The organism is Curvibacter gracilis ATCC BAA-807 (genome assembly GCF_000518645.1).
Classification (GTDB): domain Bacteria; phylum Pseudomonadota; class Gammaproteobacteria; order Burkholderiales; family Burkholderiaceae_C; genus Curvibacter; species Curvibacter gracilis.
Map to the genome: position 1 here is coordinate 53,242 of NZ_JADZ01000012.1, position 26,637 is coordinate 79,878.

The 26,637-nt window shown below is 68.7% G+C and carries 25 protein-coding genes; 20 read left to right on the forward strand and 5 right to left on the reverse strand.

The annotated features are described in order from the left end of the window. Nucleotides 1–54 precede the first annotated feature (54 nt). The 4 genes from L880_RS0109920 (at nt 55) to L880_RS0109935 (ending at nt 5,319) form a co-directional block, all read left to right on the forward strand. Nucleotides 55–825, forward strand: coding sequence for a PilW family protein (locus L880_RS0109920; protein ID WP_169737746.1), 771 nt, complete (start codon nt 55–57; stop codon nt 823–825). After that, the gene (locus L880_RS0109925) at nt 822–1,541 is read left to right on the forward strand and encodes a pilus assembly PilX family protein (protein ID WP_157462770.1); all 720 of its coding nucleotides are present in this window, start codon (nt 822–824) and stop codon (nt 1,539–1,541) included. The genes L880_RS0109920 and L880_RS0109925 overlap by 4 nt, the downstream gene beginning before the upstream one ends. A gap of 88 nt (nt 1,542–1,629) precedes the next feature. After that, on the forward strand, nt 1,630–4,869 hold the full coding sequence (locus L880_RS0109930; protein WP_027475551.1) for a pilus assembly protein: 3,240 nt from the start codon (nt 1,630–1,632) through the stop codon (nt 4,867–4,869). Nucleotides 4,870–4,884: 15 nt separating this feature from the next. Next, complete coding sequence (locus L880_RS0109935; protein ID WP_027475552.1) at nt 4,885–5,319, forward strand: type IV pilin protein; 435 nt, start codon at nt 4,885–4,887, stop codon at nt 5,317–5,319. A gap of 19 nt (nt 5,320–5,338) precedes the next feature. On the opposite strand, the gene L880_RS0109940 is transcribed toward L880_RS0109935, so the two are convergent. Then, entirely contained in the window at nt 5,339–6,595 is a 1,257-nt protein-coding gene (locus L880_RS0109940) for an ABC transporter substrate-binding protein (protein WP_027475553.1), read from the reverse strand. 382 nt (nt 6,596–6,977) lie between these two features. Here L880_RS0109940 and L880_RS0109945 point away from each other — a divergent pair, with 382 nt between their 5' ends. The 4 genes from L880_RS0109945 (at nt 6,978) to L880_RS0109960 (ending at nt 10,202) form a co-directional block, all read left to right on the forward strand. Next, nucleotides 6,978–7,862: a helix-turn-helix transcriptional regulator gene (locus tag L880_RS0109945; RefSeq protein WP_051443234.1), complete on the forward strand. Its 885-nt coding sequence runs from the start codon at nt 6,978–6,980 to the stop codon at nt 7,860–7,862. A 118-nt stretch (nt 7,863–7,980) separates the two neighbouring features. Then, complete coding sequence (locus L880_RS0109950) at nt 7,981–8,790, forward strand: fumarylacetoacetate hydrolase family protein (protein WP_027475555.1); 810 nt, start codon at nt 7,981–7,983, stop codon at nt 8,788–8,790. A gap of 124 nt (nt 8,791–8,914) precedes the next feature. Next, nucleotides 8,915–9,499, forward strand: a complete 585-nt coding sequence (locus L880_RS0109955) for an NAD(P)H-dependent oxidoreductase (RefSeq protein ID WP_027475556.1) — start codon at nt 8,915–8,917, stop codon at nt 9,497–9,499. Nucleotides 9,500–9,671: 172 nt separating this feature from the next. Then, a complete protein-coding gene (locus L880_RS0109960) occupies nt 9,672–10,202 on the forward strand; it encodes a GNAT family N-acetyltransferase (RefSeq protein ID WP_019574394.1) in 531 nt (176 codons plus the stop codon). Nucleotides 10,203–10,331: 129 nt separating this feature from the next. On the opposite strand, the gene L880_RS0109965 is transcribed toward L880_RS0109960, so the two are convergent. Beyond that, on the reverse strand, nt 10,332–11,252 hold the full coding sequence (locus L880_RS0109965) for an alpha/beta hydrolase (protein WP_051443209.1): 921 nt from the start codon (nt 11,250–11,252) through the stop codon (nt 10,332–10,334). A gap of 173 nt (nt 11,253–11,425) precedes the next feature. Between L880_RS0109965 and L880_RS0109970 the strand changes: the two genes are divergently transcribed. The 9 genes from L880_RS0109970 to L880_RS0110010 all read left to right on the forward strand — a co-directional run bounded on the left by L880_RS0109970 (nt 11,426) and on the right by L880_RS0110010 (nt 20,018). Beyond that, nucleotides 11,426–12,589, forward strand: a complete 1,164-nt coding sequence (locus L880_RS0109970; RefSeq protein WP_027475559.1) for a methyltransferase — start codon at nt 11,426–11,428, stop codon at nt 12,587–12,589. 204 nt (nt 12,590–12,793) lie between these two features. Next, entirely contained in the window at nt 12,794–13,873 is a 1,080-nt protein-coding gene (locus tag L880_RS0109975) for a LacI family DNA-binding transcriptional regulator (protein WP_027475560.1), read from the forward strand. Between the two features lie 151 nt (nt 13,874–14,024). Then, entirely contained in the window at nt 14,025–14,696 is a 672-nt protein-coding gene (locus tag L880_RS0109980) for an amino acid ABC transporter permease (RefSeq protein WP_019574398.1), read from the forward strand. 75 nt (nt 14,697–14,771) lie between these two features. Beyond that, the gene (locus L880_RS0109985; RefSeq protein WP_027475561.1) at nt 14,772–15,425 is read left to right on the forward strand and encodes an amino acid ABC transporter permease; all 654 of its coding nucleotides are present in this window, start codon (nt 14,772–14,774) and stop codon (nt 15,423–15,425) included. Nucleotides 15,426–15,483: 58 nt separating this feature from the next. Continuing rightward, nucleotides 15,484–16,302, forward strand: a complete 819-nt coding sequence (locus L880_RS0109990) for a transporter substrate-binding domain-containing protein (protein ID WP_084461203.1) — start codon at nt 15,484–15,486, stop codon at nt 16,300–16,302. 41 nt (nt 16,303–16,343) lie between these two features. Beyond that, the gene (locus L880_RS0109995) at nt 16,344–17,126 is read left to right on the forward strand and encodes an amino acid ABC transporter ATP-binding protein (protein WP_051443210.1); all 783 of its coding nucleotides are present in this window, start codon (nt 16,344–16,346) and stop codon (nt 17,124–17,126) included. Beyond that, nucleotides 17,123–17,959, forward strand: coding sequence for a sugar phosphate isomerase/epimerase family protein (locus tag L880_RS0110000; protein WP_027475564.1), 837 nt, complete (start codon nt 17,123–17,125; stop codon nt 17,957–17,959). Before L880_RS0109995 ends, L880_RS0110000 begins: the two co-directional genes overlap by 4 nt. Before the next feature lie 62 nt (nt 17,960–18,021). Then, a complete protein-coding gene (locus L880_RS0110005; RefSeq protein ID WP_043329136.1) occupies nt 18,022–19,002 on the forward strand; it encodes a sugar kinase in 981 nt (326 codons plus the stop codon). Then, nucleotides 18,999–20,018 carry a 2-hydroxyacid dehydrogenase gene (locus L880_RS0110010; protein WP_027475566.1) on the forward strand — a complete coding sequence of 340 codons (1,020 nt, stop codon included), beginning with the start codon at nt 18,999–19,001 and terminating at the stop codon, nt 20,016–20,018. The genes L880_RS0110005 and L880_RS0110010 overlap by 4 nt, the downstream gene beginning before the upstream one ends. Before the next feature lie 32 nt (nt 20,019–20,050). Here the strand turns inward: L880_RS0110010 and L880_RS0110015 are convergent, their stop codons facing one another. Both L880_RS0110015 and L880_RS32130 read right to left on the reverse strand, forming a co-directional pair. Continuing rightward, nucleotides 20,051–21,223 (reverse strand): GGDEF domain-containing protein, encoded by a 1,173-nt coding sequence (locus L880_RS0110015; RefSeq protein ID WP_027475567.1) that lies wholly within the window; start codon nt 21,221–21,223, stop codon nt 20,051–20,053. A 231-nt stretch (nt 21,224–21,454) separates the two neighbouring features. After that, nucleotides 21,455–21,721 carry a hypothetical protein gene (locus L880_RS32130; RefSeq protein ID WP_027475568.1) on the reverse strand — a complete coding sequence of 89 codons (267 nt, stop codon included), beginning with the start codon at nt 21,719–21,721 and terminating at the stop codon, nt 21,455–21,457. A 147-nt stretch (nt 21,722–21,868) separates the two neighbouring features. Between L880_RS32130 and L880_RS0110025 the strand changes: the two genes are divergently transcribed. Continuing rightward, complete coding sequence (locus L880_RS0110025) at nt 21,869–22,780, forward strand: SDR family NAD(P)-dependent oxidoreductase (RefSeq protein ID WP_027475569.1); 912 nt, start codon at nt 21,869–21,871, stop codon at nt 22,778–22,780. A gap of 172 nt (nt 22,781–22,952) precedes the next feature. On the opposite strand, the gene L880_RS0110030 is transcribed toward L880_RS0110025, so the two are convergent. After that, on the reverse strand, nt 22,953–23,768 hold the full coding sequence (locus L880_RS0110030; RefSeq protein WP_027475570.1) for a TIGR00266 family protein: 816 nt from the start codon (nt 23,766–23,768) through the stop codon (nt 22,953–22,955). Nucleotides 23,769–24,027: 259 nt separating this feature from the next. Here L880_RS0110030 and gshA point away from each other — a divergent pair, with 259 nt between their 5' ends. Beyond that, nucleotides 24,028–25,578 carry a glutamate--cysteine ligase gene (gene gshA / locus L880_RS0110035; RefSeq protein WP_027475571.1) on the forward strand — a complete coding sequence of 517 codons (1,551 nt, stop codon included), beginning with the start codon at nt 24,028–24,030 and terminating at the stop codon, nt 25,576–25,578. A gap of 96 nt (nt 25,579–25,674) precedes the next feature. Then, nucleotides 25,675–26,637 carry a ribosome biogenesis GTPase YlqF gene (ylqF, locus tag L880_RS0110040; protein ID WP_019574412.1) on the forward strand — a complete coding sequence of 321 codons (963 nt, stop codon included), beginning with the start codon at nt 25,675–25,677 and terminating at the stop codon, nt 26,635–26,637.

Genomic DNA, 26,637 nt, shown 5'->3' on the forward strand with positions numbered 1-26,637 from the left:
CTGTCCACCGTCTCATCTCGAACACCGCTCCCGTGCCAGGGCGCTGTGCGCGGTGTGTCGCTGCCAGAACTGCTGACGGGGCTGGCCATCGGCCTGCTGCTGGCTCTGGCGGCGCTGGGGCTGCTGGCCTCGACCCGGGTGCTGTCACGGCAGACCCTGGACGGGGCCGAGTTGATGGCCCAGGCCAACAACGCGATGCGCCTGATCGGCAGCCAGTTGCGGCCGGCTGGCGCGGTTGAACTGCAACTCCTCAATCCGGCGGCCCCACTGTCGGAGCACACCTTTGTGTACAGCCCGCACTTCGATGGCCTGGATCTCGACGGCGATGGGGTGGGTGACGGCGGCCATGTCTGGGGGCTGGACGGGCCGCAGGGCAGCGCCGACACCCTGGTGCTGAGCTTTGAGAACCGATCGGCCGGCAGCACCCCCGATTGCCTGGGCGCCGGCACGGCCAAAACCCTGCACCGGGTGGACAGCCGCTTTTACGTGAGCGGGGGGCGCCTGATGTGCCGGGGCTCCAGCAATGCCGCCACTCCGCAGCCGGTGGCCGAGTCGCTGGAGGATTTCCAGGTGCGTTACGCGCTGCGCCTGGGCAGTGGTGACCTTGCCACCCTGCAATGGCTGGATGCCGACCAGATGGGTGGCCGATGGCCTCAGGTGCTCGCGGTGCAGGTCTGTCTGCAGATGGTGGGCGTGGTGGGCGGGCCCCGCCTGGAGGGCCCTTCGTTCCAGGGCTGCAATGGGCTGGATCAGGCCCATGAGGGGCGCCGGCACATCGTGTTGCGCAACACCTTCGTGCTGCGTGGCCTGGGGCGTGTGCGATGAGGCCTCTGCCGGCCCAACAAGGGGTGTCGCTGCTGGTCGTGGTGGTGATGGTCCTGCTCTGCGCCTGGCTGGTGCTGGCCGGTACCCAGGTCGTGCGCCTGTCGGAGATGCTGGCCGGCAACGACAGCGAAGCCAGCCGGGCCTTCGAGGCGGCCGAGGCCTTGCTGCGCGATGCCGAGCTGGATGTGCTCGGCCTCGGGCCCCAGGGGCAGGCCTGCCGGCCCGGCCCCGCTGGGGTGGGCTGCCGCCACCCGGCCACCACCACCAGGGTGCCCCACACTGTGGCCGATTTTGGTCTGCTGGCCCAGCAGTTGGCCCTGCGCAACCCACCCTGCGCCGATGGCCTCTGCCTGAGCCTGGGGCCGGCCGCCACCGCCGAGGCGGGCACGGGCTTTTGGCGCAATGAGCAGACGCTGAGCACTTTCGTGGTCGCGGGGGGCGGTGTTCCGTATGGCCGCTACAGCGGCGCCACGCTGGCGGCCGGCGCGGGCAACCCGCTGCTGCAGCCCGGTGCCAGCCGGGGGGCCTGGTACTGGATCGAGGTGCTGCCCTACAACGCGGGGGCCGCCGCCGCCGGGGGAGCTCTGGCGATCTGGTCGCCCACGCCGGCCGACCCCTTAATCTTCCGCATCACCGCGGTGGTGCAGGGCCGGCGGGCGGGGGCGCCCACCGTGCTGCAGTCCCTGCTGGTGCGGAACGTGTTGGGCAGCCCCTGAGGCTTTGGATGGAGCACGACCAGGGATGAAAGGGCTGAGCGTCATGATCGGAAAACACAGCTGGGGGGTGTTGGCTCTTGCTTGCGGGATGGCTGGCCAAGCAGGGGCCGAGCCCCTGCCCCTGGAGACGGCCCCGGCGGGGGCCACGGGCGCGCCGCCCAATCTGATCCTCTCCGTGGGCGACTCCGTGTCGCTGGGCCCCGGTGGTTTGCAGGCCTTGCGTGCGGTGCTGCGCTCGGGTTTCAGTGCCGATGCCGTGCCCGACGACAGCCTGCGCCTGGCCTACCAGTCCTACGGCAGTTGCCGCCCTCAGGCCGACGCAGGCTGTGCCAGGCGGCTCCAGCTCCGCTCGCTCGACAGCACCGAGCGGGCGCGCTTCTTCCAATGGCTGGAGGCGCTGGTGCCCAACCAGTCCCAACCGGCGCATCTGTTGTTCTCCGAGGCGGGGCGCTTCATGAGAAGCACCGGTGTGGAGGGGCCGTATGCCGCCATCCCCGGCCAGGCGGAGGCCCCGGTGCTGGCCTGTCGCCGGTCCTACCACCTGTTCATCGACGCGGGCGGGTGGAGCGATGAGGCCTTGGCTGGCGCGCATGCAGCCGACGCCGGCAATGCCGACGGCACCCGCCGCGTGCTGCCCGATGGCGTGGTGTATGACCCCTATGGCCAGACCGAGGCGGTGACGCGGGTCTTTCGCGATGGCTACCAGCCGCGGCTCAGCAGCAAGCGCGCCCCCGGCCAGCCGCGCTGGCACCACAACACCCTGGCCGATTTCGCCTTTGACCATTGGGCCAGCGACCTGCAACCCGGCCTGGCCAATCAGGTGCCGCCCCAGGTGCGCCAGGCCGCCGAGGCCGATCTCGGCACGGCGGCGGCCCCTTACCGGGTGCCCGAGTACTGGAACCCGAAAAACGACCCGGCCACCTGGCAGCACCTCAGCACCCACACCGTGGGCTTCATCCCGCCCTTGCAGGATGCGCGGCCGGCCGATGCCTATCCATTGCCCGAGTCCGGCCCGCGGCGCCGGCCCTGGTGGGCGGGTGACACCTGGTCGGGCGATTTCCAGGCCCTGGTGCGCGGAGAGGTGGGTTGGTGCAACCCCCTGTTCACCGCCGGCACGAATGCCGATCTGCTGCGCGGCCATTTCCCCTCATTGAAGGGGGATGGGCCTTTGCCCCCCAACCTCTGCATCGAGCCAAGCCCCCTGGATGGCCGCGCCCTGGCCGACGAGGCCCTGGCGCGTGCGCGCCTGCAGGAGCTTTGGCACGTGGCGATCAATGGGCGCGGGCGCTTTGTGCAGGCCACCGATCACGAGAGCCTGAGCCAGGCCCTGGGCGACATCCTCGGGCCGATCCCGCGCGAGAACACCGAATCCGAGGTGGCGCTGTCGGCCAACACCCAGACGCTGGATGCCGGTGGGGTGCTCTACCTGGCGGGCTACCAGAGCCGGCACTGGAGCGGCACCCTGCAGGCCATCGCTGTGGACGACAAAGGGGGCTTGCAGTCCCGTCCGGCCTGGGAGGCGGGCCAGGTCCTGCAGGGCATGGCGCCCGAGCAGCGCCTGATCTGGACCCATGACGGCAGCCGTGGTGTCCGCTTTGAATGGGATGGGTTGAGCGCTGCCCAGCGCGATGTGCTCAAGGGCGGGCCGCGCGCGCCCGATGCCGAGGGGGAACTGCGGCTGCGCTACCTGCGGGGCTCGCGCGCCGATGAAGCGCCGCAGGGTGGGCGCCTGCGGCAACGGGGCAGCCTGCTGGGCGACATCGTGCATTCGGCCCCCTGGTCTGTCGGGCCGCCGGTGCCGGGGCGTTCTGAGCCGGGTTACGCGGCCTTTGTGCAACAGCACCGGGGCCGTGCCGCCATGGTCTACGTGGGCGCCAACGACGGCATGCTGCACGGCTTCTCCAGCCAGGATGGCCGCGAGACGCTGGCTTACGTGCCGCTGGGCGCCTGGCCTCGGCTGCGTGACCTGACCGAGCCGGCCTACGCGCACCGCTACAGCGTTGACGGGCGCCTCATGAGCGGCGATGTCTTCGACGGCAGTGGGTGGAAGACCCTGTTGCTTGCCACCCTGGGCCTGGGAGGCAAGGGCTATTTCGTGCTCGATGTCAGCTCACCCACCCAGTTCGCCCAGCAGGACCCCGCCCGGCAGGTGGTGCTGGACCGCAGCGACGGCGCCGATCCCGACATCGGCCACCAGATCCTCGAGCCCACCACAGACCCGGCGCATCCTGCCCGGGTGATGCAGTTCAGCCGCCTCAACAATGGCCGCTGGGCGGTGCTGATGGGCAATGGGGTGAACAGCCGCAACGAGCGTGCGGTGCTGCTGATCCAGTACCTGGATGGCGCGAAGGAACTGCTCAAGCTGCCGGTGGCGTCGGGCCTGCCGGGTGGTCCTGGTGTTCCTGGTGCTCCAGGAAATGGCCTGTCCACCCCCCAGCTGATCGATTTCAACGGCGACGGCCAGGTCGATGTGGCCTACGCGGGCGACCTGCAGGGGCAGCTCTGGAAGTTCGACCTCAGCAGTGCCCAGGCCTCGGATTGGCGGGTGGCCGCACCGGGCGGGCCGCTCTTTGTCGCCGAAGACGCCCAGGGCCGGCGCCAGCCGATCGGGGTGGCCCCCGCCTGGTTGCCCCACCCCTACGGCGGTGTGATGCTGGCCTTTGGCACCGGCCGCCTGCTGACGGCGGGTGACCGCAGCAGCACCGGCGTGCAGACCCTGTATGGCCTCTGGGACACGGCCCGCGTGGCGGTGGGGGTCTCGACCGTGCAAATGGGGCCCAGCACCCCCGTGGGTGAGGGCTGGCGGCGGCTTTCGTCCTCGCCCTTGGTGGCGCAGCAGCGCACCGAGGCGATTCGGCAGGGCCCGCAGACCTTCTACCGCAGCAGCCGCCACCCCGTGGACTACCGCGGGCCAGCGCCCGTGCGCGGCTGGTACCTGGACCTGCCCGAGCCAGGCGAGCGGGTGCTCTCCAGCGGCCAGGTGCTGGGCCGCCTGTGGCTGCAGCGCAGCCAGGTGCCGGCCCGCAGCGAGCCGGCCGAGGCGGGCTCGCCAAGCTGTGAGGCCCCGCTGCGCGAGGCCCTCAGCCATGAGTACCTGCTCGACGTCTTCAGCGGCGCGCCGGCGCCATGGCCGGCGTTTGACACCGATGGTGGCGGCTTCACCGGCACCGAGCTGGCCGACATCAGTGGCTGGCGCGCCGGGCCCCAGGCCCGCCTGTGGCTGCGTTCGGCGGGCCCCGATGTGGTCAGCCTGGGGCGGGGCGGGCCGATGCGCCTGCGCGTGCTGGGCGGGCCCTCGGCGCGCATCGGCTGGCGCCAGCTTCAGTGAGCCAAGGGGGTGTTCATGTCGCGTGGTCCATTCCGAGGCCGTGGATCCAAGGGGTTCAGCCTGATCGAACTTCTGGTCGTGGTGGCCGTGATCGCCCTGCTGACCGGCCTGGCTTTGCCGGGGTACCAGGCCACCCTGCAGCGGGCCCGCCGCAGCGATGCCCGCGAGGCGCTGCTGCGCGGTGCTCAGTGGCTGGAGCGGGTGGCCTCGATCCACGGCCAGTATCCCGAGGCGGCGGCCTATCCGGCCCACCTGGCCCTCAGCACGGCGGGCCACTACCGCATCCGGTATGAGCCCAGCGCCGATCTGGCCGCCTACATCCTCACGGCGCAGCGTCAGGGTGGGCAGGCCTCAGACCCCTGTGGTGATTTCGTGCTTGATCAGGCCGGGCAGCGTTCGGTGCTGAGCCCGGTTGCCGGCAGCGGCCCAGCAGAGTGCTGGCAACGCTGAGCGCGCGCGGGCCCACGCCTCATTGCTTGCGTTGCACGAACAGGTTGCGCTTGGCGTCCTCGGGGTAGGCAAAGGTGACCAGGCCGTTGCGCACCTGGCCCATCACCAACATGTTGGCCGAGATGGCCTCCTTGTCCTGGGGGCTGAAAGGGTGGTCGTAGGTGGCCACCACCCCGTAGTAGGTCTTCATGCGGCCTTCGAGCGCGGCCTTGATGGCCGGGCCGTCGGCGGGCCCCTTGTTGATGGCCAGCAGGGCATACAGCAGCAGGTAGCTGGCGTCGTAGCCATTGGCCGCGGCCATGGGCACGGGGATGCGTCGGCTGTTGAACTTGCGCGCATAGCTGGCCAGAAAGGCGGCGCGGCGCTCATTGCTGGGCTCGGCAATGAAGGTCTGGGCCATCAGCGCGCCTTCGGCCGCGTCCCTGGCCCCATCGATGAAGAAGGGGAAGGACAGGGTCCAGGGCCCCACCTGGGGCACTTTCCAGCCCAGGGCCTTGCGGCCCTGCGCCACCACCGCGTTCTCCGGGCCCACGGTGTAGCTGAAGATCACATTGGCGCCCGCGGCCCGCGCGGCCTTGAGCTCGTCGGACAGGTCTTTCACGCCCAGCGCAAAGCGGGCCGTGTGCACCGGTTTGAGGTTCTTGGCCGCCAGCGCGGCGATCACGTCGCGGGTGCCGCCTTCGCCATAGCCCGTGGTGTCGGCGAAGATGGCGACCCGGTCCCAGCCCCGTTTGATCAGATCGTCCACCACGAAGGGCGCTTGCAAGGCATCGCGGCCCTGCACGCGGAAGATGTAACTCTCGGGCCCCGGGTACTGGGTGGTCAGGGCGGTGCCGGTGGCACAGGGCACGATCAGCGGTACCTTGTTCTTCTGGAACACCTCGATCGAGTTGAGCGCCACCCCGCTGTTGCAGTAGCCGATCGTGGCCACCACCTGATCGCGCACCAGCTCCTCGGCCAGCTGCCGGCCGCGGGCCGGGTCGGCGGTGTCGTCCTTGATCATCAGCTCCAGCGGGCGCCCCAGGTAGCCGCCGACGGCGTTGATCTCGTCAATGGCCAGCTTCACGCCATTGGCCATGGGCACACCGAAATCGGCCGACGGCCCGGTCAAGGGGCCGATCAGGCCGATGCGCAGCGGCGTCGGCCCGGGGGCTGCGGCGCCGGCCTCGGCCGCGCCCGCTGCCGTGGCCGTCTGGATCGGCAGGCCGGTGATCCAGCCCCCGAGGACAAGGGCGCTGCACACCAGGGCCCGGCCCAGACCGGATGTCGGCAACACGGACGCAGCCGCCCGATGCGGTAAGAACTTGAAAGACACGTGACGACCCGCCCCGATGAATGAACAAATGACCGAATCTAGGGGGCGCAGCCGCTGGCGCGGTACGGGGCTTACCCCAGTAACAGGCCCTTGCAAGCCGCCCGGGGGGGCTTCTTGGGCAAGGCGCCGGCAAATCGCTGGACAGGGGTCTGCGGGGTTGGCCTGGCTCCCCTGGGACGGGTTTTTGTCGTTTGAAGGGCCCGCACCCCGCTAACATGGTGTTTTTCGGGGCCGTCGCGCGCATGGAGTGCCGACGGCCGTGACCGGTCGCCCTGGTCTTGTGGTCTTCATCCTGCCTCTGTCTGATCCCGTGAGCGCCTCCCGCGACATCAAAACCTATGGCATGGCCGAGCGGGCCAACCACCTCGACTTCGACATCCGCGAGCAACTGGTGCGGCCGCCCTTGCTGCGCCCGCACCGGCACGACTATTTCCAGATCCAGGTCAGCCTGCAGGGCGACGGCGAGCAGACCGTGGGGGCCAGCGTGCGCCCCTTTGGCCGCGGCACCCTGAGCTTTGTGCTGCCCTATCGGGTGCATGTGGTCTCGCACCCCGAAGGCTCGCGCTATGTGATCCTGAACTTCTCGCAAGCCTTTTTGCGCCCCGATCTGCAGGCCGACCCCCTGGACCTGGAAGACGTGCCCTTGAGCCTGGCGCCCGAGCTGGGGCCCTTTCTGTTCCAGGAATACACCGACTTTGCCTTCGGGCCGGAGGCCTTTGCCGAGGTCGAAGCCCTGGTGCAGCGCATGCTGCGCGAGAACGCGCAGCGGCGCCATGGCAGCCTCACCCTGTTGCGGGGCCTGCTGTTGCAGCTGCTGGGCCTGACCTGCCAGGTGTTCGAGGCCGATCTGGCCCGGCTGGCGGCCCAGCATGCGCAAAAGACCAGCCAGCGTGAGGCCTTGCAGCGCGTGGCCCGTCACATCCGCGAGCACCTGGCCGAGGACCTGACGCTGGCTGACGCGGCGGCGGCCGCGTTTCTGTCGCCCAACTACCTGGCCAACCTGCTCAAGAAGGAAACCGGCAAGACCTTCACCGAGCTGCTCACCGAGCGCCGCATGGAGCGCGCCCAGGAGCTGCTGGCCCACACCTCGCAGCGCGTCATGCAGGTGGCGCATGCGGTGGGCTTTGCCGATGAGTCGTATTTCACGCGGCGCTTTCGCCAGAGCATGGGCCTGAGCCCGCGCGCCTGGCGCGACCAGTTGCGCCAGCGCCTGCAACACCCGGTCTGAGTTTTGCCCGGGCCGGCTTTGTGCTGGAAAACCTTAAGCCCACGCGCAGGCCGGCGGGCAATCGTTTCCTACAGTCGGAATCAGTCGCTTTCGACGATTTTCAAACGTGGAGACAAGCATGACCGATCTGAACAAACGAGGCTGGCTGCAGGGCGGCCTGCTGATGGGCGCAGGGGCCTTGAGCGCCTGCGCCGCCCCGGGGCCGGCCCAGCCCGGGCGGCCGGTGGCCACCGCCTTCGAGCTGCCCCACACCACTGTGCCCGTGGCCACGGCCGACGGCCAGCCCCTGGCTTTTCCGGTGCGCCGCATCTACTGCATCGGGCGCAATTACGCGGCCCATGCGCGCGAGATGGGCTCGGACCCCAGCCGCGAGCCGCCGTTCTTCTTCCAGAAGCCCAGCGATGCGATCCAGTACGTGGCCCCGGGCACGGTGGCCGATCACCCTTACCCCAGCCTCACGCGCAACTACCACTACGAGGTGGAGCTGGTGGCGGCCCTGCACCGGGGCGGGCGCGACATTCCGATCGACCGGGCCCTGGATTGCGTCTATGGCTATGCACTGGGCCTGGACATGACGCGGCGCGACCTGCAGCGCGGCATGGGCGACCAGAAAAAGCCCTGGGAGATCGGCAAGAGCTTCGACCATTCCGCCCCCATCGGCCCCATCCACCCCGTGGCCCGCACAGGCCATTACACGCAAGGCCCCATCTGGCTCAAGGTGAATGGGCAGATCAAGCAGCAGGCCACGCTCAACCACATGATCTGGTCGGTGGCCGAGCAGATCAGCCGCCTGTCCGAGGCTTTTGAGCTGTTCCCGGGCGACATCATCTACTCGGGCACCCCTGAAAACGTGGGGCCGGTGGTGCGGGGCGACCTGATCGAATGCCACATCGATGGCCTGCCCGAATTGAGCCTGCGCATCGTCTGAGCGCGCTGGCCGCGCCGCCAGGTTGAGGGACGTCAAAGTCCGTGTCGCTGGCCGGTGGCAGGATGAAGTCCGGTGGCATCGGGGTCGTCAGAACAGCCGGGCTCCGATCTCGGGAGCTTGTCATATGAAGCGGCGCATTCTCATCATCCAGGGGCATCCGGATCACCGGGCCCCCCACCTGGCCCATGCCCTGGCCGATGCCTACGCCAGTGGCGCGCAACTGCAGGGGCACGAGGTGCGGCAGGTCTGCGTGGCCCAGTTGGACCTGAGCCTGGTGCGCAGCCAGGAGGAGTGGGAGCGCAAGCCCGTTCCGGCAGCGCTGGTGGCGGTGCAGGAAGAGCTGCGCTGGGCTCAGCATCTGGTGTTCTTTTTCCCGCTGTGGCTGGGCGAGATGCCAGCCATGCTCAAAGGCTTTCTGGAGCAGGTGGCGCGGCCCGATCTGGTCCGGGTGCAGGGTGCGGACGGGCACAGCAGCCCGGGCCTGAAGGGGCGCAGCGCGCGTCTGGTGGTCACCATGGGCATGCCGGCCCTGTTCTACCGCGGCTTCTACGGCGGCCATGGTCTGCGCTCGATGCGTCGCAGCGTGCTGGGCTTCATGGGCATTTCACCGGTGCGTCAGACGCTGATCGGCCGGGTCGGCACCCTCTCGCCGCACCGTTTCGAGAGCCTGGTGCATCAGATGCAGATGCTGGGGCGCAGCGCCCGCTGAGCAAGGGTTGGGCGCGTAGGGCCTGTTAACAAGTCCTAGCACAGACCTCGTCTTTACGGGGGCGCGGCACCGTGGGCAACTCCGGTATCAGGGTAAAGCCGGGGGTGTCTTCGGGCAATCTGCGACAATCCTGCCTCTCGAAAATTTTGACCGTCCGAAGAATAAATCCTAAATGAGCACTCTGACCACTGTTGAGATCCGTCCTGCCACCCTGCGAGATGCCAAGACCGTAGCCGAAATCCACACGGTGGCTGCCCAAGCCGCCTACAAAGGCATTGTTCCCGACGAGTTTCTGAAAAGCTCCTCCACCGACAAGCGCGTGGCCCAATGGCGTGAAGCCATCGAATACTGCGAACCCCAGGTCCAAGTGGCCATGGATGAAGGCAAGGTCGTCGGCTTTGTCGGCTTCGACCGCTCGCGCGATCCGAAGTCCCGCCCGACCACCGGTGAAATCTGGGCCCTGTACGTGCTGCCCAGCCACTGGGACAAGGGCGTTGGCCTGGCCCTGTGGGACGCCGCCCGCGAAGGCCTGTCCGAAGAAGGTTGCACCAACGTCACCGCCTGGGTGCCGCTGCGCAATGAGCGCGCCATGCGCTTCCTGGAACTGGCCGGCTTCAAGCGCGAGCTGAACACCGCCAAGACCACGCCCATGGGTGCCATCAAGCTCGAGGAAATCCGCCTCAAGCGCGGCGACCTGAACTGAGCCCGACACCGGGCCGCCCCCGCGGCCCCTCGGCTGCTCTTTGAAAGCCCTCGGTCGCAAGACCAAAAGGCCACCGCCCTCGTGCAGTGGCCTTTTTTTCGTGGGCGATCGGCTGTCCGCCGGATTGGATCAGCTGCCCTTGCGGCAGGCCTGGTCGACGTACTGCAGTGCGTCGGGCAGGGCGTCGCGGAACACCAGCCATTCGTGGTCGCCATCGATCACGCGCAGTTCAACCTGCCGTGGCTGGATCTGATGCAGGCGCCAGAACAGGTTGGCCGACACCGGGGCAATGCCCAGGTAGTCGTGGTCGCCTGACACGATCCACATCGGCACCCGTGCGGCACCGGCCCGGTAGGCGTCGAGCGCGGCCGGGTAGTTCAGCGCCTTCCAGGTGTCGGGATCGAACTGGCCGTTGCGCACGAACTGCGGCGTGCGGCGCGCGGCCGAGGTCTCCGGCGGCAGCGGGTCGTAGATGGCCGGGCTGATCACCGCGGCACCACAGAACTTCTGCGGGTGGCGCAGCGACAGGTTCAGCGCGCCATAGCCCCCCATGGACAGGCCGCCGATGGCTCGGCCACTGCGCTCCTTCTGCACGCGGTAGCGCGCCTCCACATAGGGCAGCAGCTCGTTCATGATGGCCGTGCCGGCCTTTTCTGCCGCGCCATCCGCCCACCACGAGGCCGGGCCCGCCGTCGGCATCACCACCACCGAGGGGCGGATCAGGCCACGCTTGATCAGCCCGTCCAGCGTCTCCACCGCACCCCCTTTGGTGCGCCATTCGTTTTCGTCACCGCCGGCCCCGTGCAACAGGTACACGACCGGGTAGGGCTGTTGGGCCTTTTCATACCCGTCGGGCAGGTAGACCGTGAAGGGCAGGGGGCGCCCCAAGGCGGCCGAGGGGGCCTGGTCGGCCAGCACCGTGCTGGCCGCGTGGCCGGGCAGGGCGGCACCCAGGGCCGCGCCCAGGGTCAGCAGGCCCAGCAGATGCGCCTGGGCCCAACGGCGGTCCTGTGCGCCCAGGGGGCGCCGGGTGGGGAATGTGAAAGCCATGTTGTCTCCTGATTTTTGGAACTGCGGGCGGCCTGCCGAAGCCGGGCAACCCGCGCTGATTCTGGGTGCAAAGCCGAAAGAATGTGCGTTGATTCCATGAATTCGACCCTTCAGCAGGTGATTCCGCGCGATGCGGCGCCCGCGGGCTTCGCTCAAGCCGCGACAATGGCGGCATGACCGATACCCCACCCAGCCTGAGCTGGACCGACGCCCAGGACCTGCCGCAGCAGGCCCGCTGGCGCTCCGAAGCCGGCGTGCCTGCGCCGCGCCGCCTGCAACCCGCCGACGACACCCTGAACGCTGACACCGCCTACCGCCTGGCCTGCGAGGGCACCGGCCTGCTCTGGCAGGGCGACTTCCACAACGCCCGCCAGCTGCTGCAGGCGCTGGCGCGGCGCGTGGACCGCAAGCCGCGCAAGCTCAAGGCGCCCGCCACCACGCTGTCCGAAGCCTTTCACCAGCACCGCCAGGGCCAGGCCCAGCGGGCCAGGGTGTTAGGCCTGGTGCTGGTGCCGGTGAATGCCGACTACAGCGTGCCTTTGCGCCGCGCACCCGACATACGGCAGGCCTTGCAAGAGGTCTGGGGCGAGCCCGACGGCCAGCCCTCGGTGCTGAGCCTGCGTGAGCTGCTGGGCCTGGTGGGCGCACACGAATGGCGCAAGAAGGGCGTGCCCGTGCCGGCCCTGGGGCCGGAGGCACGCATCCACCCTTACTACGGCGTGTTTTCGCCGGTGCGCGGTGAGTACGTCGATCTGGTGGCCAAGGCCCCCTGGCCGGCCGGCTTCAGCCCGGATCAGCCCGTGTTCGACATCGGCGTGGGCACCGGCGTGCTGTCGGCGGTGCTGGCCAAGCGCGGTGCCCGCCAAGTGGTGGCCACTGACCAGGACCCGCGCGCCTTGGCCTGTGCCGGGGCCAACCTGAACCGCCTGAAACTGTCGGCCCAGGTGCAACTGCAGCAGACCGACCTGTTCCCGCCCGGGCAGGCCGCGCTGGTGGTGTGCAACCCGCCCTGGTTGCCGGCCCGCCCCAGCTCGCCCATCGAGCACGCGGTGTACGACCCCGACAGCCGCATGCTGCGCGGCTTTCTGCAAGGCCTGGCCGAGCACCTGAGCCCCGAGGGCGAGGCCTGGCTGATCCTGTCCGATCTGGCCGAGCTGTTGGGCCTGCGCAGCCGCGAGCAGTGGCAGACCTGGGCGCAAGAAGCGGGCATCGAGGTGGTGGGCCGGCGTGACGCCAAGCCCCAGCACCCCAAGGCCAGCGACCCCACCGACCCGCTGCACAAGGCCCGCTCGGCCGAGGTCACCAGCCTGTGGCGTTTGCGCAGGGCGGCAGCCTGAGCCTGGCAAGACGAGGAGAGGGCGGGTTTCCACCGGGTGCCCAGGGCCGGGGCCTGGCACTAAGATCTGGGTCTGAAACTGGTTTCAGAGTATCCGGGCCTGCGCCCTTGCGCAGGCGCCTGGAGGCCCTGGCCCGTGCTTGCCCAGCCTGACCCGACCCTGCCCGTGCCCCGTTCTGCCCCACCCACCTCCTCCAAGCCTGCCATGGCCGCCGCAGCGGCCCCCTCCGGCGCTGCCGGCAGCCGCGCCACCATTGCCGATGTGGCGCGCGAAGCCGGGGTGTCCAAGGCCACCGTCTCGCGCTTTCTGAACCACCGCGAGACCCTGCTCAGCCCCGACATTGCGATGCGGGTGGAGCGGGCGGTGGCGGCGCTGGGCTACTCGCCCAGCCCGATGGCGCAGGCCCTCAAGCGCGGCCGCACCCGGCTCATCGGCCTGGTGGTGGCCGATGTGACCAACCCCTATTCCGTGGCGGTGCTGCGCGGTGCCGAGCAGGCCTGCCAGGAGGCGGGCTACCTGGTCATGCTGTTCAACCTGGGCAACGACAGCGGGCGTGAGCGCGAAGCCATGGCGGCCCTGGCCTCCTACCAGGTCGAGGGCTTCATCCTCAATACCCTGGGGCGTGACCCGGGCGTGGCGGCCGAGGCCCTGCGCCTGGGCCGCCCGGTGGTGCTGGTGGACCGGCGCCACAGCAGCATGCAGGCCGATTTCGTGTCGCTGGACAACGCCCAGGCCATGCGCACGGTGCTGGCGCATCTGCAGGCCCAGGGCTACCGCCAACTGCTTTACGTGACCGAGCCGGTGCGGGGCGTGAGCTCGCGCACCGAGCGCGAGGCGGCTTTTCGCGAGGGCTGCCACCAGTCGGGCCACGAAGGCCCGGCCCTGCAGGGCCAGACCTTCGAGAGCCAGGACGACGCGCCCGAAGCCCAGTTGCAGGCCCTGGCCGAGGCCTTGCAGGCCTGCCGCCAGCAGGCCGGCGGGCAGCCCGCGGCGGTGCTGGCCAGCAATTCGGTGGTCACCCTGCGCGTGTGTGCCGCCCTGGCCCGCCTGGGCTGGCAGGCCGGGCGCGAGCTGGGCCTGGTGGGTTTTGATGACCCCGACTGGGCCCCCTTCGTGGGCCCGGGCATCAGCACCCTGGCCCAGCCCACGCACGACCTGGGGCGCCTGGCCGCCACCTGCCTGCTGGAGCGCCTGGGCGGCCTGGGCCTGGCGCCGCGCCAGATCCTGTTGCCGGGGCAGTTGCGAGTGCGGGGCTCGACAGCAGACCCTTCTGCCGGCACCTGAGCCATTTTGGGCATCCGGGCATCCGGGCATCCAGGGTTTTCACCCATGGAAACCTGAAACCGGTTTCTTAAACTTGCTGAAAACGGTTTCAGGTTGTGTCTGGCCTGAGCCTTGCCCTCTGACCCCGGTTCCCATTTCAATCGGATCGAACGTGAACTACAGCTTTCAATTTGCCGATGTGCTGGCCGCCTGGCCGCTGCTGCTCAAGGGCACCTGGATCACGGTGCAGCTGTCCCTGCTGGCCATGGCGCTGGGCCTGGGGCTGGCCATTTTGTGCGCCTGGGGCAAGACCGCCGGCCCGCGCCCGCTGCGCTGGGTGATCCAGGCCTACATCGAGTTGATCCGCAACACGCCGTTTCTGGTGCAGCTGTTCTTCTTTTTCTTTGCCTTGCCGGCCATCGGTCTGCGCTGGAGCGCCTACACCGCAGCCCTCACGGCCATGGTGATCAACCTGGGGGCCTACGCCACCGAGATCATCCGCGCCGGCATCGAGTCCATCCCGCGCGGCCAGATCGAGGCCGGGCTGGCGCTGAACCTCAAGCGCTGGGAGATCTTCCGCTTCGTGATCCTCAAGCCCGCGCTCAAGGCCATCTACCCCGCGCTGACCAGCCAGTTCATCCTGCTGATGCTGAGCTCGGCCGTGGTGTCGGTCATCTCGGCCGACGACCTGACCTCGGTGGCCGCCAATCTGCAGTCGCAGACCTTTCGCAGCTTCGAGATCTACATCGTGGTGGCCCTGATCTACCTGGCGCTGTCGATGGCCTTCTCGGCCCTGTTCAAGCTGATCTACCGCGCCGCGCTCAACTACCCCGACCGCCGCTGAGTCGCCATGCCTTCCCTGATGCCCCTCTGTTACTCCACCCTGATCTGCCCGCCGCGGGCAACGGAGACCTGACCCATGCGCAGTTTCGGTTTGGCCGAGTTCATGTTCATCCTCGAGGCGGCCCGCTGGACGCTGGCCTTGTCGCTGCTGGCCTTTGTCGGCGGTTCGGTGGTCGGGCTGGCCGTGGCGCTGGCGCGCACCGGCGAGTCGCGCTGGGCCCAGGCGGGGGCCGGCCTGTTCATCCAGGTGTTCCAGGGCACGCCGCTGCTGCTGCAGCTGTTCCTGATCTTTTTTGGCGCCCCGGTGCTGGGTTTTGACATCAACCCCTGGGTGGCGGCCGGAGCGGCGCTGATCCTCAACAGCGGCGCCTTTCTCGGCGAGATCTGGCGCGGCTGCATCCAGGCCGTGCCCCGGGGCCAGTGGGAGGCGGCCGAGGCGCTCAGCCTGTCGTATGTGAACCGCATGCGCGACGTGGTGCTGCCGCAGGCCTGGCGCATCGCCGTGCCGCCCACCGTGGGCTATGGCGTGCAGATCATCAAGGGCACCTCGCTGGCGGCCATCATCGGCTTCACCGAGATCACCCGGGCCGGCCAGATCATCAACAACGCCACCTTCCAGCCCCTGCTGGTGTTCAGCGCGGTGGCCGCCATCTACTTTGTGCTGTGCTGGCCGCTGTCACTGCTGGCGGCCCGCATGGAGCGCCGCCAGGCCGCCGCCACGGCGCGCTGAGGCTGTGCCAGCACCCCCTTGTTTTTCCCGCCCCCTTCCATTCCAACAGGAGACCTTCATGCACGACCCGATCAACCCTTCGTTGTCCGCAGGCGCCAGCCGCCGCACCTTCACCAGCGCGCTGGTGGCCTCGGCCCTGGGCCTGATGGCTTCTGGTGTCTCGGCCCAGACCCTGGACGAACTGAAGAAAAAGGGCGAACTCACCGTCGGCATGCTGGTCGACTTTCCCCCTTATGGCACCACCAATGCGCAGAACCAGCCCGACGGCTACGACGCCGACGTGGCCCGCCTGCTGGGCAAGGACCTGGGCCTGAAGGTCAACCTGGTGCCCGTCACCGGCCCCAACCGCATTCCCTTTTTGCTGACCAACAAGGTGGACCTGCTGGTGGCCTCGCTGGCCATCACGCCCGAGCGGGCCAAGCAGGTGCAGTTCTCGCAACCCTATGCGGCCGCGACCATCGTGCTGTTCGGCGCCACCAAGTCGGCCATCAAGAGCGCGGCCGACCTCAAGGGCCTGCGCGTGGGCGTGGCCCGGGCCAGCACGCAAGACGTGGCGGTGACCAAGTCGGCCCCCGAGGGCACCGAGATCCGCCGCTTCGATGACGACGCCTCGGCCATGCAGGCGCTGCTGTCGGGCCAGGTGGATGCCATCGGCTGCTCGGTCACGGTGGCGGCCCAGATCAACAAGCGCGCCCCGGCCGGCAGCTTCGAGGTCAAGTTCAACCTGCTGCAGCAGGCCATGGGCATCGCGCTGCGCCCCAACCAGGCCGAGTTGCTGAAGGCCGTGAACGACTTCGTGGCCCGCAACACCGCCAACGGCGAGCTCAACAAGCTCTACCGCAAGTGGCTGGAAAGCGATCTGCCCAAGCTGTCCTGACCGCCTGACCCTTTACTGCCTATTCGCCAGAGCCTGCCGCCATGACCGAACACGCCACCCACGCCCGCGCCGACGCCCCGCCCATCATCCGACTGGAGCAAGTCCAGAAGTGGTATGGCGAGTTCAAGGTGCTCAGCGACATCAACCTGTCGGTGCAGCCCGGCGAGCGCATCGTGATCTGCGGGCCTTCGGGCTCGGGCAAGAGCACGCTGATCCGCTGCATCAACCGCCTGGAGACGGTGCAGCAGGGCCGCATCGTGGTCGATGGCCATGAGCTGACCGCCGGCGGGCGCGAGGTGGACGCGGTGCGGCAGGAGGTGGGCATGGTGTTCCAGCAGTTCAACCTGTTCCCGCACCTGACGATTCTGCAGAACTGCACGCTGGCGCCCATGCGCTCACGCGGCATGAGCCAGCAGCAGGCCGAAGAGGTGGCCATGAAATACCTGAGCCGGGTGCGCATCCCGGACCAGGCGCACAAATACCCCAGCCAGCTCTCGGGCGGCCAGCAGCAGCGCGTGGCCATTGCGCGCGCCCTGTGCATGACGCCCAAGGTGATGCTGTTCGACGAGCCCACCTCGGCCCTGGACCCCGAGATGGTCAAGGAGGTGCTCGACACCATGATCGGCCTGGCCGAAGACGGCATGACCATGCTGTGCGTGACCCACGAAATGGGCTTTGCCCGCAGCGTGGCCGACCGGGTGATCTTCATGGCCGAGGGCCGCATCCTGGAGCAGGCCCCACCCGAGCGCTTCTTTGGCGACCCGCAGCATGAGAAGACACGCCAGTTCCTGGGCCAGATCCTGCCCTCGCACCAGGGCGCATGATGCGCACCGACCTGACCCGCCCCGCCCGCGGCTTTGCGGTGCTGATTTCGCTGGGCGCCTTTGGCGCCAGCGAGGTGCTGCGCCTGGGCCAGCTGCATTTCACCCGTGTGGCCGCTGCGGCCGGCGCCGAGGGCGTGGAGGTGCGTGAAGAGCTGCTGCGGGATGCCGACACCGAGCTGCCCCAGTTGGCCACCGAACTGGCCGCGCGGGGGCTGCACGCGGTCTACTCCTGCCCCACCGGGTTGTGGCGCGAGGACGGCACCCTGGACGAGGCGGCGCTGCGTTCGGCCCTGACGGCGGCCCGCTTGCTCGGGGCCGCTCGCCTCAAGATGTCCGTCGGTGGCTTTGGCCCTGCATCGGCCGACAGCTGGGCGCCGCTCAAGGCCGTGTTGCAGCACCCTTCAGGCCCCGAGTTGCTGATCGAAAACGACCAGACCCCCGAGGCCGGCAGCCTGCCCGCCTTGAAGCGCTTTTTCTCTGCCGCCCAAGCCCAGGGCCTGCCCTTGGCCATGACCTTTGACATGGGCAACTGGCACTGGGTGGGCGAATGCCCGCAGGCCGCTGCCCAGGCCCTGGGCGCGCGGGTGGGCTATGTGCATTGCAAGGGCGTGCTGCGCGAGCCGGTCCGCTGGGTGGCCGTGCCGCTGGCCCAGTCGCAAGCCCCGTGGCGCACGGTGCTGGGCCACCTGCCGGCCGATGTGCCCTGGGCCATCGAGTACCCCTTGCAGGGCGCTGACCTGATCGCCACCGTGCGGGCCGAGCTGGACCTGCTGCGCCGTGAAGCCCGGCGCCTGCGTGAAGCCCGTGCTGAGCCGGTGCACGCGCTGGCGTGACAAGCCCCTTGTTGATCTGACTCCGCCATTTTCCGCAATCCTTCGCAATCCTCCCCGTTTCCATGACTGATTCCCTGAACCCTGCAGGCGCGCCAGCGCTGGACGTGATCACCTTTGGCGAGGCCATGATGATGCTGGTGGCCGACAGCCCCGGCCCGTTGGAGGCCGTGAGCGGCTTTCACAAGCGCACCGCAGGGGCCGAGACCAACGCCGCCATCGGCTTGGCCCGGCTGGGCCTGCGGGTGGGCTGGGCCAGCCGCCTGGGCACCGACTCCATGGGCCGCTACTTGCTGGCCGAGATGCGGCGCGAGGGCATCGACTGCTCGCACGTGGTGTGTGATGCCAGCCAACGCACGGGCTTTCTGATCAAGGGCCGGGTCGACGATGGCAGCGACCCACCGATCGAATACCACCGCAAGGGTTCGGCCGCCAGCCAGATGGGGCCGGCCGACCTTGACCTGCCCTGGCTCACGGCGGCGCGCCACCTGCATGCCACCGGCGTGTTTGCCGCCGTCTCGCCCAGCACCCTGGCGCTGACCCGCGAGACCTTGCTGCAGATGCGCGCGGCCGGCCGCAGCATCTCCTTCGACACCAACCTGCGCCCCACGCTGTGGCCCTCGGCCGAGGTGATGCGGCGCGAGGTCAATCAGCTCGCCAGCCTGGCCGACTGGGTGCTGCCCGGCATCGAGGAGGGACGGCTGCTGACCGGCCACGACACGCCCGAGGCCATGGCGCGCTTCTACCTGGACCAGGGCGCACAGCTGGTGGTGGTCAAGCTGGGGGCCGAAGGCGCCTACTACGAAGGGCGCCACGCCGGCCAATCCGTGCAGGGTCGCGTGGCGGGCTTTCCGGTCGCCGAGGTGGTGGACACCGTGGGCGCAGGCGATGGCTTTGCCGTGGGCGTGGTCAGTGCCTTGTTGGAGGGGCGCCCCGTGGCCGAGGCGGTGCGCCGCGGTGCCTGGATCGGCGCCCGCGCGGTGCAGGTGCTGGGCGATACCGAAGGCCTGCCGACGCGGGCCCAATTGAACGAGGCCGGGCTGTGAGTGCGCCGACCGAAGGGGGCGCCCGGCGCCAGCGGGTGCTGGTGTTCCGCGCCTTGCCGCCCGATCAGTTGGCCCGTCTGCAGGCGGCCCACGAGGTCACGGTGGCCGACCCGCGGCAGCCGGGGCAGGCCCAGGCCTTCGAGGCCGCCCTGGCCCAGGCCGATGGCCTGATCGGCTCCAGCTACCCCATCACCCCCGACTTGCTGGCGCGGGCACCCCGGCTGAAGGTGATCTCCAGCATCTCGGTGGGTGTGGACAACTACCCCTTGGCGGCCCTGCAGCAGCGCGGCATCCTGCTGTGCCACACCCCCGGGGTGCTGACCGAAACCACGGCCGACACGATTTTTGCGCTCATCCTGGCCACCAGCCGGCGTCTGGTCGAGCTGGCCAACCATGTGCGTGAGGGCCATTGGCAGCGCAACATCGGCGAAGACCTGTTTGGGCGCGATGTGCACGGCAAGACCTTGGGGCTGGTGGGCTTCGGCCGCATCGGCCAGGCCCTGGCCCGCCGCGCCGCGCTGGGCTTTGGCATGCCGGTGCTCTACCACGCCCGGCGCGCCGTGGACCTGTCGGCGCAGGCGCCTGAGTTGCAGGGCCGGGTGCGCCATGCGCCGCTGGACGAGGTGCTGGCCGGCTCGGATGTGGTGGCCCTGGTGCTGCCCCTGAGCGAGCACACCCGGGGCCTGATGGGCCCGCGTGAATTCGGCCTGATGAAGCCGGGCGCCATCTTCGTCAACGGCGCCCGGGGTGCCATCGTGCAGGAGGCGGCGCTGTTGCAGGCCCTGGAGTCCGGCCCCTTGTGGGCGGCAGGCCTGGATGTGTTTGCCACCGAGCCGCTGCCGCTGGATTCGCCCCTGCGCGGTCACCCGCGCATCACCGCCTTGCCCCACATCGGCTCGGCCACCCTGGAGACGCGGCACGCCATGGCGGTGCTGGCCACCAGCAACCTGTTGCAGGCGCTGGCCGGCGAGCGTCCGCAGGCGGTCTATTCGGGGGCAGGGCCGGTCGCGGACTGAACAGCGGCATCAGCCGACCTGCCCGCGGTGGTTCAGCCGGTGCGCAGGCCTTCGCTTTGCACGTAGGGCTTGAACATGGAGAACTTTTCGGCCTGCATGCGTTGCTGGGCGATGTTCTCCAGCGCCTCCAGGGTCTGACCGTCCGTCGGCCACATGGCCATGCCCAGGCTGATGTCGACCTGGACGGGCGTGCCGCGCACCTCGAGGGGTTGGGCCAGCAGGTGGCGCAGCCGGGCCACGGCGCCCCGCAGGTGTTCTTGCGTGGGGGTGTGGTGCAAGACCACTCCGAACTGGTCGTCTCCCAGCGCGCAGGCAAAGTCGGCATCACGGGCGTAGTCGTCCAGGCGCTTGCCGAATGCCAATTGCACCTCGTCGGCCAAGGCACTGTCCGGGTACCCGCCAGCCCGCTGGAATTCGTTCAGATCGACGATCAGGTAGCTGAAGCGAACCCCCGAGCGCTCGCTGCGGGCGATCTCGCGTTGCATGAAATCGACCATGCGTTGACGACCACTCAAACCCGTCACCGGATCCTTGTGCAGCATGAGCCGCAGCGAAGCCTGGGAGCGCACATAGCAGGCCATGTGCACGCTGTAGGTCCAGCCCATGATGCACAACACCACCACGGCCAGGGTCAGGGAATGGACGGGGTGCCGCTGCAAGGCCTCCAGGCTGTCCACCTGGCCGGCCACCACACTGCGGGCTGCCATGGCCCCGGCAATGCCCATCAGAAAGAACGCGACCAGGCTGTTGATCATCCGGTCGTCACCCTTGACGGAACGCAGCATGGTGAAGGCCGCGACCAGCACCACCATCGAATAGGCTGCGTCATGGAAGATGCGCTGGGCCAGCATTTCGTCTTCGTACCACCAGTTCAGCAGCACGAACACGGGCACCAGCACCAGCCCGGCCTGCCAGCGCAGCTTGGAGGCCCGGTGCATGAAACGCAGAGAACCTTCCAGCACCATCAGCAAGGCGGTGAACACAAAACCGCCGTTGATCAGCATGGGCCAATCAGGGCCGTCCGTGTGGGGAACGGGCAGGGTGGCCAGAAAGAACCCGACGGCACCGGTGGCGCCAGCACCCGCAAACCACCGCACCCCGGCCATGTGCCGGTTGGCCCGCCAAGTCGTGAACAGGAGCACGGCAGCGATGGAAGCGGCCGTGACCATCAGAAAGGCGATGATCGATTGGTTCAGGAATCGCATGAAGGGTACGAGGCCATGGTGGCGCTGTGAGCAAAAACTGCACCCGGACGGGCGAGATTTTCACATCGATCAAGTTTACCGTATTTCTCTGAATAAATGGTTAAATTGATAGGATTGCTCGTGTGCAGCACCCTGGGCGCTGTCATCTGGCCGGGGAAGAATTTTTTTTCGGGGCACGAATGCATCAAAGTGGTGCATTCTAGGGCCACCTGGGCGGGGCGTGCTGGCGTGTCACCGGCTCCGGCGCTGCCAGAGGTACTGGCCCACGAAGGCCAGGCCCAGCACCAGGCTGAACCAGCCCACCAGGGAGGAGCCGCCGACGGCCTGTTGCAGCGCGGGCGACTGGATGAAGTGCGGCGAGATCAGCACGGCCAGGCCGATCAGGGCACACAGCACGCCTTTGTGCAGCAGCAGCTTGTTGGCGCCTGGCTGGCGACGCAGCGGGGAGGTGGCGGGCGCCGGTGTGGCGCGGGCAGGGGTCTTGGATTTCTTGGACATGGCGGGCGACATTGTGCGCGTCAATTCTGACGGTGGCGAACAGCCCGCCGGCTTTGTCACCCACGTGCACGACGCTGCCCCAGGGGCCTCTTAAACTGCCTGATTGCAGATTTTTGCCGATCCACCCCAAGACAAGGAAGACATCTCATGAGCAAGCTCGATTTCACCGGCCGCGTGGCCATCGTGACCGGCGCCGGTGGCGGCCTGGGCAAACAGCACGCCCTGGCGCTGGCCCGGCGCGGCGCCAAGGTGGTGGTCAACGACCTGGGGGGGGCGGTGGATGGCGCCGGTGGCTCGGTGACCGCTGCCCAGGCCGTGGTCGACGAGATCCGTGCTGCCGGTGGCGAAGCGATCGCCAACGGCGCGTCGGTGACCGATTTCGCCGCTGTCGAGGCCATGGTGCAGCAGGCCATCGACGCCTGGGGCCGAGTCGACATCCTGGTCAACAACGCCGGCATCCTGCGCGACAAGAGCTTCTCCAAGATGGAGCTGGCCGATTTCCGCCTGGTGGTCGATGTGCACCTGATGGGCGCCGTGAACTGCACCAAGGCGGTCTGGGCCCACATGAACGCGCAAAAGTACGGCCGCATCGTGATGACCACCTCGTCCAGCGGCCTGTATGGCAACTTCGGCCAGAGCAACTACGGTGCCGCCAAGCTGGCCCTGGTGGGGCTGATGCAGACCCTGAGCCTGGAAGGCGCCAAGAACAACATCCACGTCAATTGCCTGGCCCCCACCGCGGCCACCCGCATGACCGAAGGCCTGATGCCCGCCGACGTGCTGGCCGCCCTCCAACCCGAGGCCGTGGTGCCCGCCATGCTGGTGCTGGCCGCCGAGACTGCCCCCACCCGCACCATCCTGTGCGCCGGCGCCGGCACCTACGAAGCCGCCCACATCACCCTGACCGAAGGTGTGCACCTGGGCCTGACCGAAGACACCCCCGAACGCCTGGCCGCCCGCCTGGCCGAAGTGACCGACCGCCACGGCGAGCAAGTCCCCCAAAGCGGCGCCGCCCAAGGCACCAACGAGGTCGGCAAAGCCTTCGCCGCCAAACGCTGAGCCAAGGCGAAGAGCCACCAAGTTGAGCGTCTATGGGGACCGTCAGGTCCCCTTTCACGATCCAGCAAGCCCTCAAACGAAGCGGTCAGGCCGGCGCCGGGCCGCCCCAAGGCGGCCTGCGGCCCCCCTGGGGGGCAGGGAGTGACACGCAGTGCACGACCGTGGGGGCCCATCAGTCCTCGTCGTTGCCGCCCAGCAGCCCGCCCAGCAGGCTGCCACCCGCCAGGCCGCCGAGCACCGAGCCTTCCTCCTTGGCCCCCCCGCGCTGGGGCGCCGCCGCGAAGATGCGCGAGGCCAGGCGTGAGAACGGCAGGCTTTGCAGCCACACCGTGCCCGGCCCGGTCAGCTTGGCCAGGAACAAGCCCTCGCCGCCGAACAGCGCCGTCTTGATCTTGCCCACGTACTGGATCTCGAAGGCCACGCCGGGCGTGTAGGCCACCACGCAGCCGGTATCGACCAGCAGGGTCTGGCCGGGTTGCAGCTCGCGCCGCACCACGGTGCCGCCGGCATGCACAAAGGCCAGGCCGTCGCCGTCCAGCCTTTGCATGATGAAACCTTCGCCGCCGAAAAAGCCCGTGCTCAGCTTCTGCTGCACGGCGATGCCCAACGACACGCCGCGTGCCGCGCACAGAAACGCGTCCTTCTGGCAGATCAGCGTGCCACCCAGCTGGCGCAGGTCCATCGGCAGGATCTTGCCGGGGTAGGGCGCGGCAAAGGCCACGCGCAGCTTTTGCGTGGCCTGGTTGGTATAGATGGTGGTGAACAGCGATTCGCCCGTGACCAGGCGCTTGCCGGCGCCCAGCAGCTTGCCGAAAAAGCCGCCTTGCTGCGCGCTGCCGTCGCCGAACACCGTGTCCATGGAGATGCCGGCGTCCATGAACATCATGCTGCCGGCTTCGCCGATGGCGGCCTCGCCGGGGTCGAGCTCAACCTCGACAAACTGCATTTCAGCGCCGCGAATTTCGTAATCGATGACGTCCATGGCCATGGCCAGATCTCCGTTGGGGTAGGGGCATTGGGGCATTCGGGCCCGGTCGGGCCGCTGCACGGGGCTCTTGGCCCGGCGCGCGTCGCGATGGTAACCAAGATGCATGACCCTTGGCGCGATCCTGCGCCAGCCCAGAATCGACTTTTTTGCAGGCCGGCCCATTTTTGCCCCGCAGCGCGGGCTGGCTTGCGCCATGTGGCTGCAACTGTCAGCAGACCGTGATAAGTTCCGCCGCAACACAAAGACAAGGTCCCCCGACATGAGCTCATTGCAGGCCCGCCTCAACGCCCTGACCCCCGCACGACTGGGTGGCATCCGCCGCGGCATTGAAAAAGAAAGCCTGCGGGCTTTGCCCGAAGGCGGGCTGGCACTGACGCCGCATCCCCGTGCTCTGGGCTCGGCGCTCACCCACCCCTCCATCACCACCGATTACAGCGAGTCGCAGGTCGAGTTGATCACCAGTGCGCACGCCCGGGTGGAAGACTGCCTTGATGAACTCACCCAGGTGCACCAGTTCGTGTACCGCGTGCTGCGCGAGCAGGGCGACGAGATGCTGTGGGTCTCCAGCATGCCCTGCGGCCTGCCCACCGATGAGACCATCCCGCTGGCGCGCTACGGCTCGTCCAACGTGGGGCGCGCCAAGAGCGTGTACCGCATGGGCCTGGGGCACCGCTATGGGCGGCGCATGCAGACCATCTCGGGCATCCACTACAACTGGTCGCTGCCCGGGGTGAGCAGCGAGCAGTATTTCGGCCTGATCCGCAATTTCCGCCGTCAGGCCTTCTTGCTGCTGTACCTGTTCGGCGCCTCGCCGGCGCTGTGCCCCACCTTTGTGAGCGGGCGCGAGCACGAGCTGCAGACCCTCAGCGACAGTGCGCTGTACATGCCGCATGGCACCTCGCTGCGCATGGGCCGCCTGGGCTACCAGAGCGATGCCCAGGCCACCCTGGCCGTCAGCTACAACAGCCTGGAGGGCTATGCCGCCTCGCTGCACGAGGCGTTGACCCGCCCCTACCCGGCCTATGAGACGGTGGGCATCCGCAACCCGGGCGGCGATTACAACCAGCTCTCCACCACCTTGCTGCAGATCGAGAACGAGTTCTACGGCACCATCCGACCCAAGCGCACCATCTTCCCCGGGGAGCGCCCGCTGCATGCCCTGCGCGAGCGCGGCGTCGAGTACGTGGAGGTGCGCCTGATGGACCTCGACCCCTTTGTGCCGGTGGGCATCACGGCCCAGACCATGCGCTTCCTGGATGTGTTCCTGCTGCAATGCCTGTTGGCCGACAGCCCGCCGGACACGCCGGCCGAGATCGCCGAACTCAAGCACAACCAGCACCACACGGCCGCGCGCGGCCGCGAGCCCGGGCTGACCCTGCGCCGCGCCGGCGGCGAGCAAGCGTTGACCGACTGGGGGCGTGAGATCCTGGCGCAGTGCGAGCCGATTGCCGCTGCCCTGGACGCCGCGCACCGCAGCACCGATTACAGCCAGGCGGTGGCCGCCGCGCACGCCTTGCTGGCCGACCCCACGCAAACCCCTTCGGCCCGTGTGCTGCAGAGCATGGCGGCCTGCGACAACAGCTTTGTGCGTTTTGTGCGCGAGCGCTCGCAGGCCACCCGCGACACGCTGCTGGCCCAGCCCTGGTCGTTCGAGCAGCAGGCCCGCTTCCTGGCGCTGAGCCAGAAGTCGGTGGCCGATCAACGCGCCATCGAGGCGGCCGATGTGCTGAGCTTCGAGGCCTACCGCGAGCAGTACGTGTCGCCCGATCGACTGGGCCTGCAGCTGCCGGCGGCGGCGGTGCTTGGGTAAGCGCTTCGGACGGGGCTTGGGCAGGTGCTTGGGTAGTCGCTTGGGTAGAATTGCGCCCCCGTCCGTCACGTTCGCACAACAAGAAAGCAGCCCCTCATGGCCATCCAGTGGTTTCCCGGTCACATGCACCTCACGCGCAAGGCGATCGGGGAGCGCATCAAGGAAATCGATGTGGTGATCGAGATGCTGGACGCGCGCCTGCCGGGCTCCAGTGCCAACCCCATGCTGGTCGGGCTGACGGCGGTGAAGCCGGCGCTCAAGGTGCTCAACAAGGCCGACCTGGCCGACCCGGTGCACACCGAGGCCTGGCTGGCCCATTACAACGCCCAGCCCGGCACCCGTGCCATTGCGCTGGACAAGCAGAACTCGGCCCCGGCGCGTGCGCTGGTCGAGGCCTGCCGCGTGCTGGCCCCCACCCGGGGCATCAGCCTGGCCAAGCCGATGCGGGTGCTGATCTGTGGCATCCCCAACGTGGGCAAGTCGACCCTGATCAACACCCTGGTGGGCAAGAAGTCGGCCAAGGCGGCCGACGAGGCCGGCGTCACCAAGACCGAGCAGCGCTATGTGCTCGAAGACGGCTTCTACCTGTACGACACCCCGGGCGTGCTGTGGCCGCGCATCATCGTGGCCCAGAGCGGCTACAACCTGGCCGCCAGCGGCGCCGTGGGGCGCAATGCCTTTGACGATGCCGAAGTGGCCCTGGAGTTGCTGAGCTACCTCAAGCAGCACTATGTGCCGGCGCTCGAGGCGCGCTACCAACTGGGCCTGCCGCCCGGCAGCGTGGCCGAGATGTCCGACGAAGACCTGCTGGCCGCCATCGGCCGCAAGCGTGGCGCCTTGCTGGCGGGCGGGCGCATCAACGAGCAAAAGGCGGCGGAGATCGTGATCACCGACTTCCGCACCGGCACCCTGGGCCGCATCAGCCTGGAAAGCCCCGAGGAATTTGCCCGCTGGCTGGCCGAGGGCAAGCAGCTCGATGCCGAACGCACGGCCCGCAAAGAGGCCTTCGACGTGGCCCGCAAGGCGCCCGGACGCAAGACCCGCCAGCAGCGCTGGTGA

Coding starts and splice junctions, on each gene's coding strand:
- L880_RS0109990 (WP_084461203.1), top strand. CDS start 15,484: ATGCACGACCCGATCAACCCTTCGTTGTCCGCAGGCGCCAGCCGCCGC.
- L880_RS0110030 (WP_027475570.1), bottom strand. CDS start 23,768: ATGGCCATGGACGTCATCGATTACGAAATTCGCGGCGCTGAAATGCAG.
- ylqF (WP_019574412.1), top strand. CDS start 25,675: ATGGCCATCCAGTGGTTTCCCGGTCACATGCACCTCACGCGCAAGGCG.
- L880_RS0109960 (WP_019574394.1), top strand. CDS start 9,672: ATGAGCACTCTGACCACTGTTGAGATCCGTCCTGCCACCCTGCGAGAT.
- L880_RS0110005 (WP_043329136.1), top strand. CDS start 18,022: ATGACTGATTCCCTGAACCCTGCAGGCGCGCCAGCGCTGGACGTGATC.
- L880_RS0109975 (WP_027475560.1), top strand. CDS start 12,794: ATGGCCGCCGCAGCGGCCCCCTCCGGCGCTGCCGGCAGCCGCGCCACC.
- L880_RS0110015 (WP_027475567.1), bottom strand. CDS start 21,223: ATGCGATTCCTGAACCAATCGATCATCGCCTTTCTGATGGTCACGGCC.
- L880_RS0109955 (WP_027475556.1), top strand. CDS start 8,915: ATGAAGCGGCGCATTCTCATCATCCAGGGGCATCCGGATCACCGGGCC.
- L880_RS0109950 (WP_027475555.1), top strand. CDS start 7,981: ATGACCGATCTGAACAAACGAGGCTGGCTGCAGGGCGGCCTGCTGATG.
- L880_RS0109935 (WP_027475552.1), top strand. CDS start 4,885: ATGTCGCGTGGTCCATTCCGAGGCCGTGGATCCAAGGGGTTCAGCCTG.
- L880_RS0109925 (WP_157462770.1), top strand. CDS start 822: ATGAGGCCTCTGCCGGCCCAACAAGGGGTGTCGCTGCTGGTCGTGGTG.
- gshA (WP_027475571.1), top strand. CDS start 24,028: ATGAGCTCATTGCAGGCCCGCCTCAACGCCCTGACCCCCGCACGACTG.
- L880_RS0110000 (WP_027475564.1), top strand. CDS start 17,123: ATGATGCGCACCGACCTGACCCGCCCCGCCCGCGGCTTTGCGGTGCTG.
- L880_RS0109930 (WP_027475551.1), top strand. CDS start 1,630: ATGGCTGGCCAAGCAGGGGCCGAGCCCCTGCCCCTGGAGACGGCCCCG.
- L880_RS0109945 (WP_051443234.1), top strand. CDS start 6,978: ATGGCCGAGCGGGCCAACCACCTCGACTTCGACATCCGCGAGCAACTG.
- L880_RS0109970 (WP_027475559.1), top strand. CDS start 11,426: ATGACCGATACCCCACCCAGCCTGAGCTGGACCGACGCCCAGGACCTG.
- L880_RS0109965 (WP_051443209.1), bottom strand. CDS start 11,252: ATGGCTTTCACATTCCCCACCCGGCGCCCCCTGGGCGCACAGGACCGC.
- L880_RS32130 (WP_027475568.1), bottom strand. CDS start 21,721: ATGTCCAAGAAATCCAAGACCCCTGCCCGCGCCACACCGGCGCCCGCC.
- L880_RS0109995 (WP_051443210.1), top strand. CDS start 16,344: ATGACCGAACACGCCACCCACGCCCGCGCCGACGCCCCGCCCATCATC.
- L880_RS0110025 (WP_027475569.1), top strand. CDS start 21,869: ATGAGCAAGCTCGATTTCACCGGCCGCGTGGCCATCGTGACCGGCGCC.
- L880_RS0109985 (WP_027475561.1), top strand. CDS start 14,772: ATGCGCAGTTTCGGTTTGGCCGAGTTCATGTTCATCCTCGAGGCGGCC.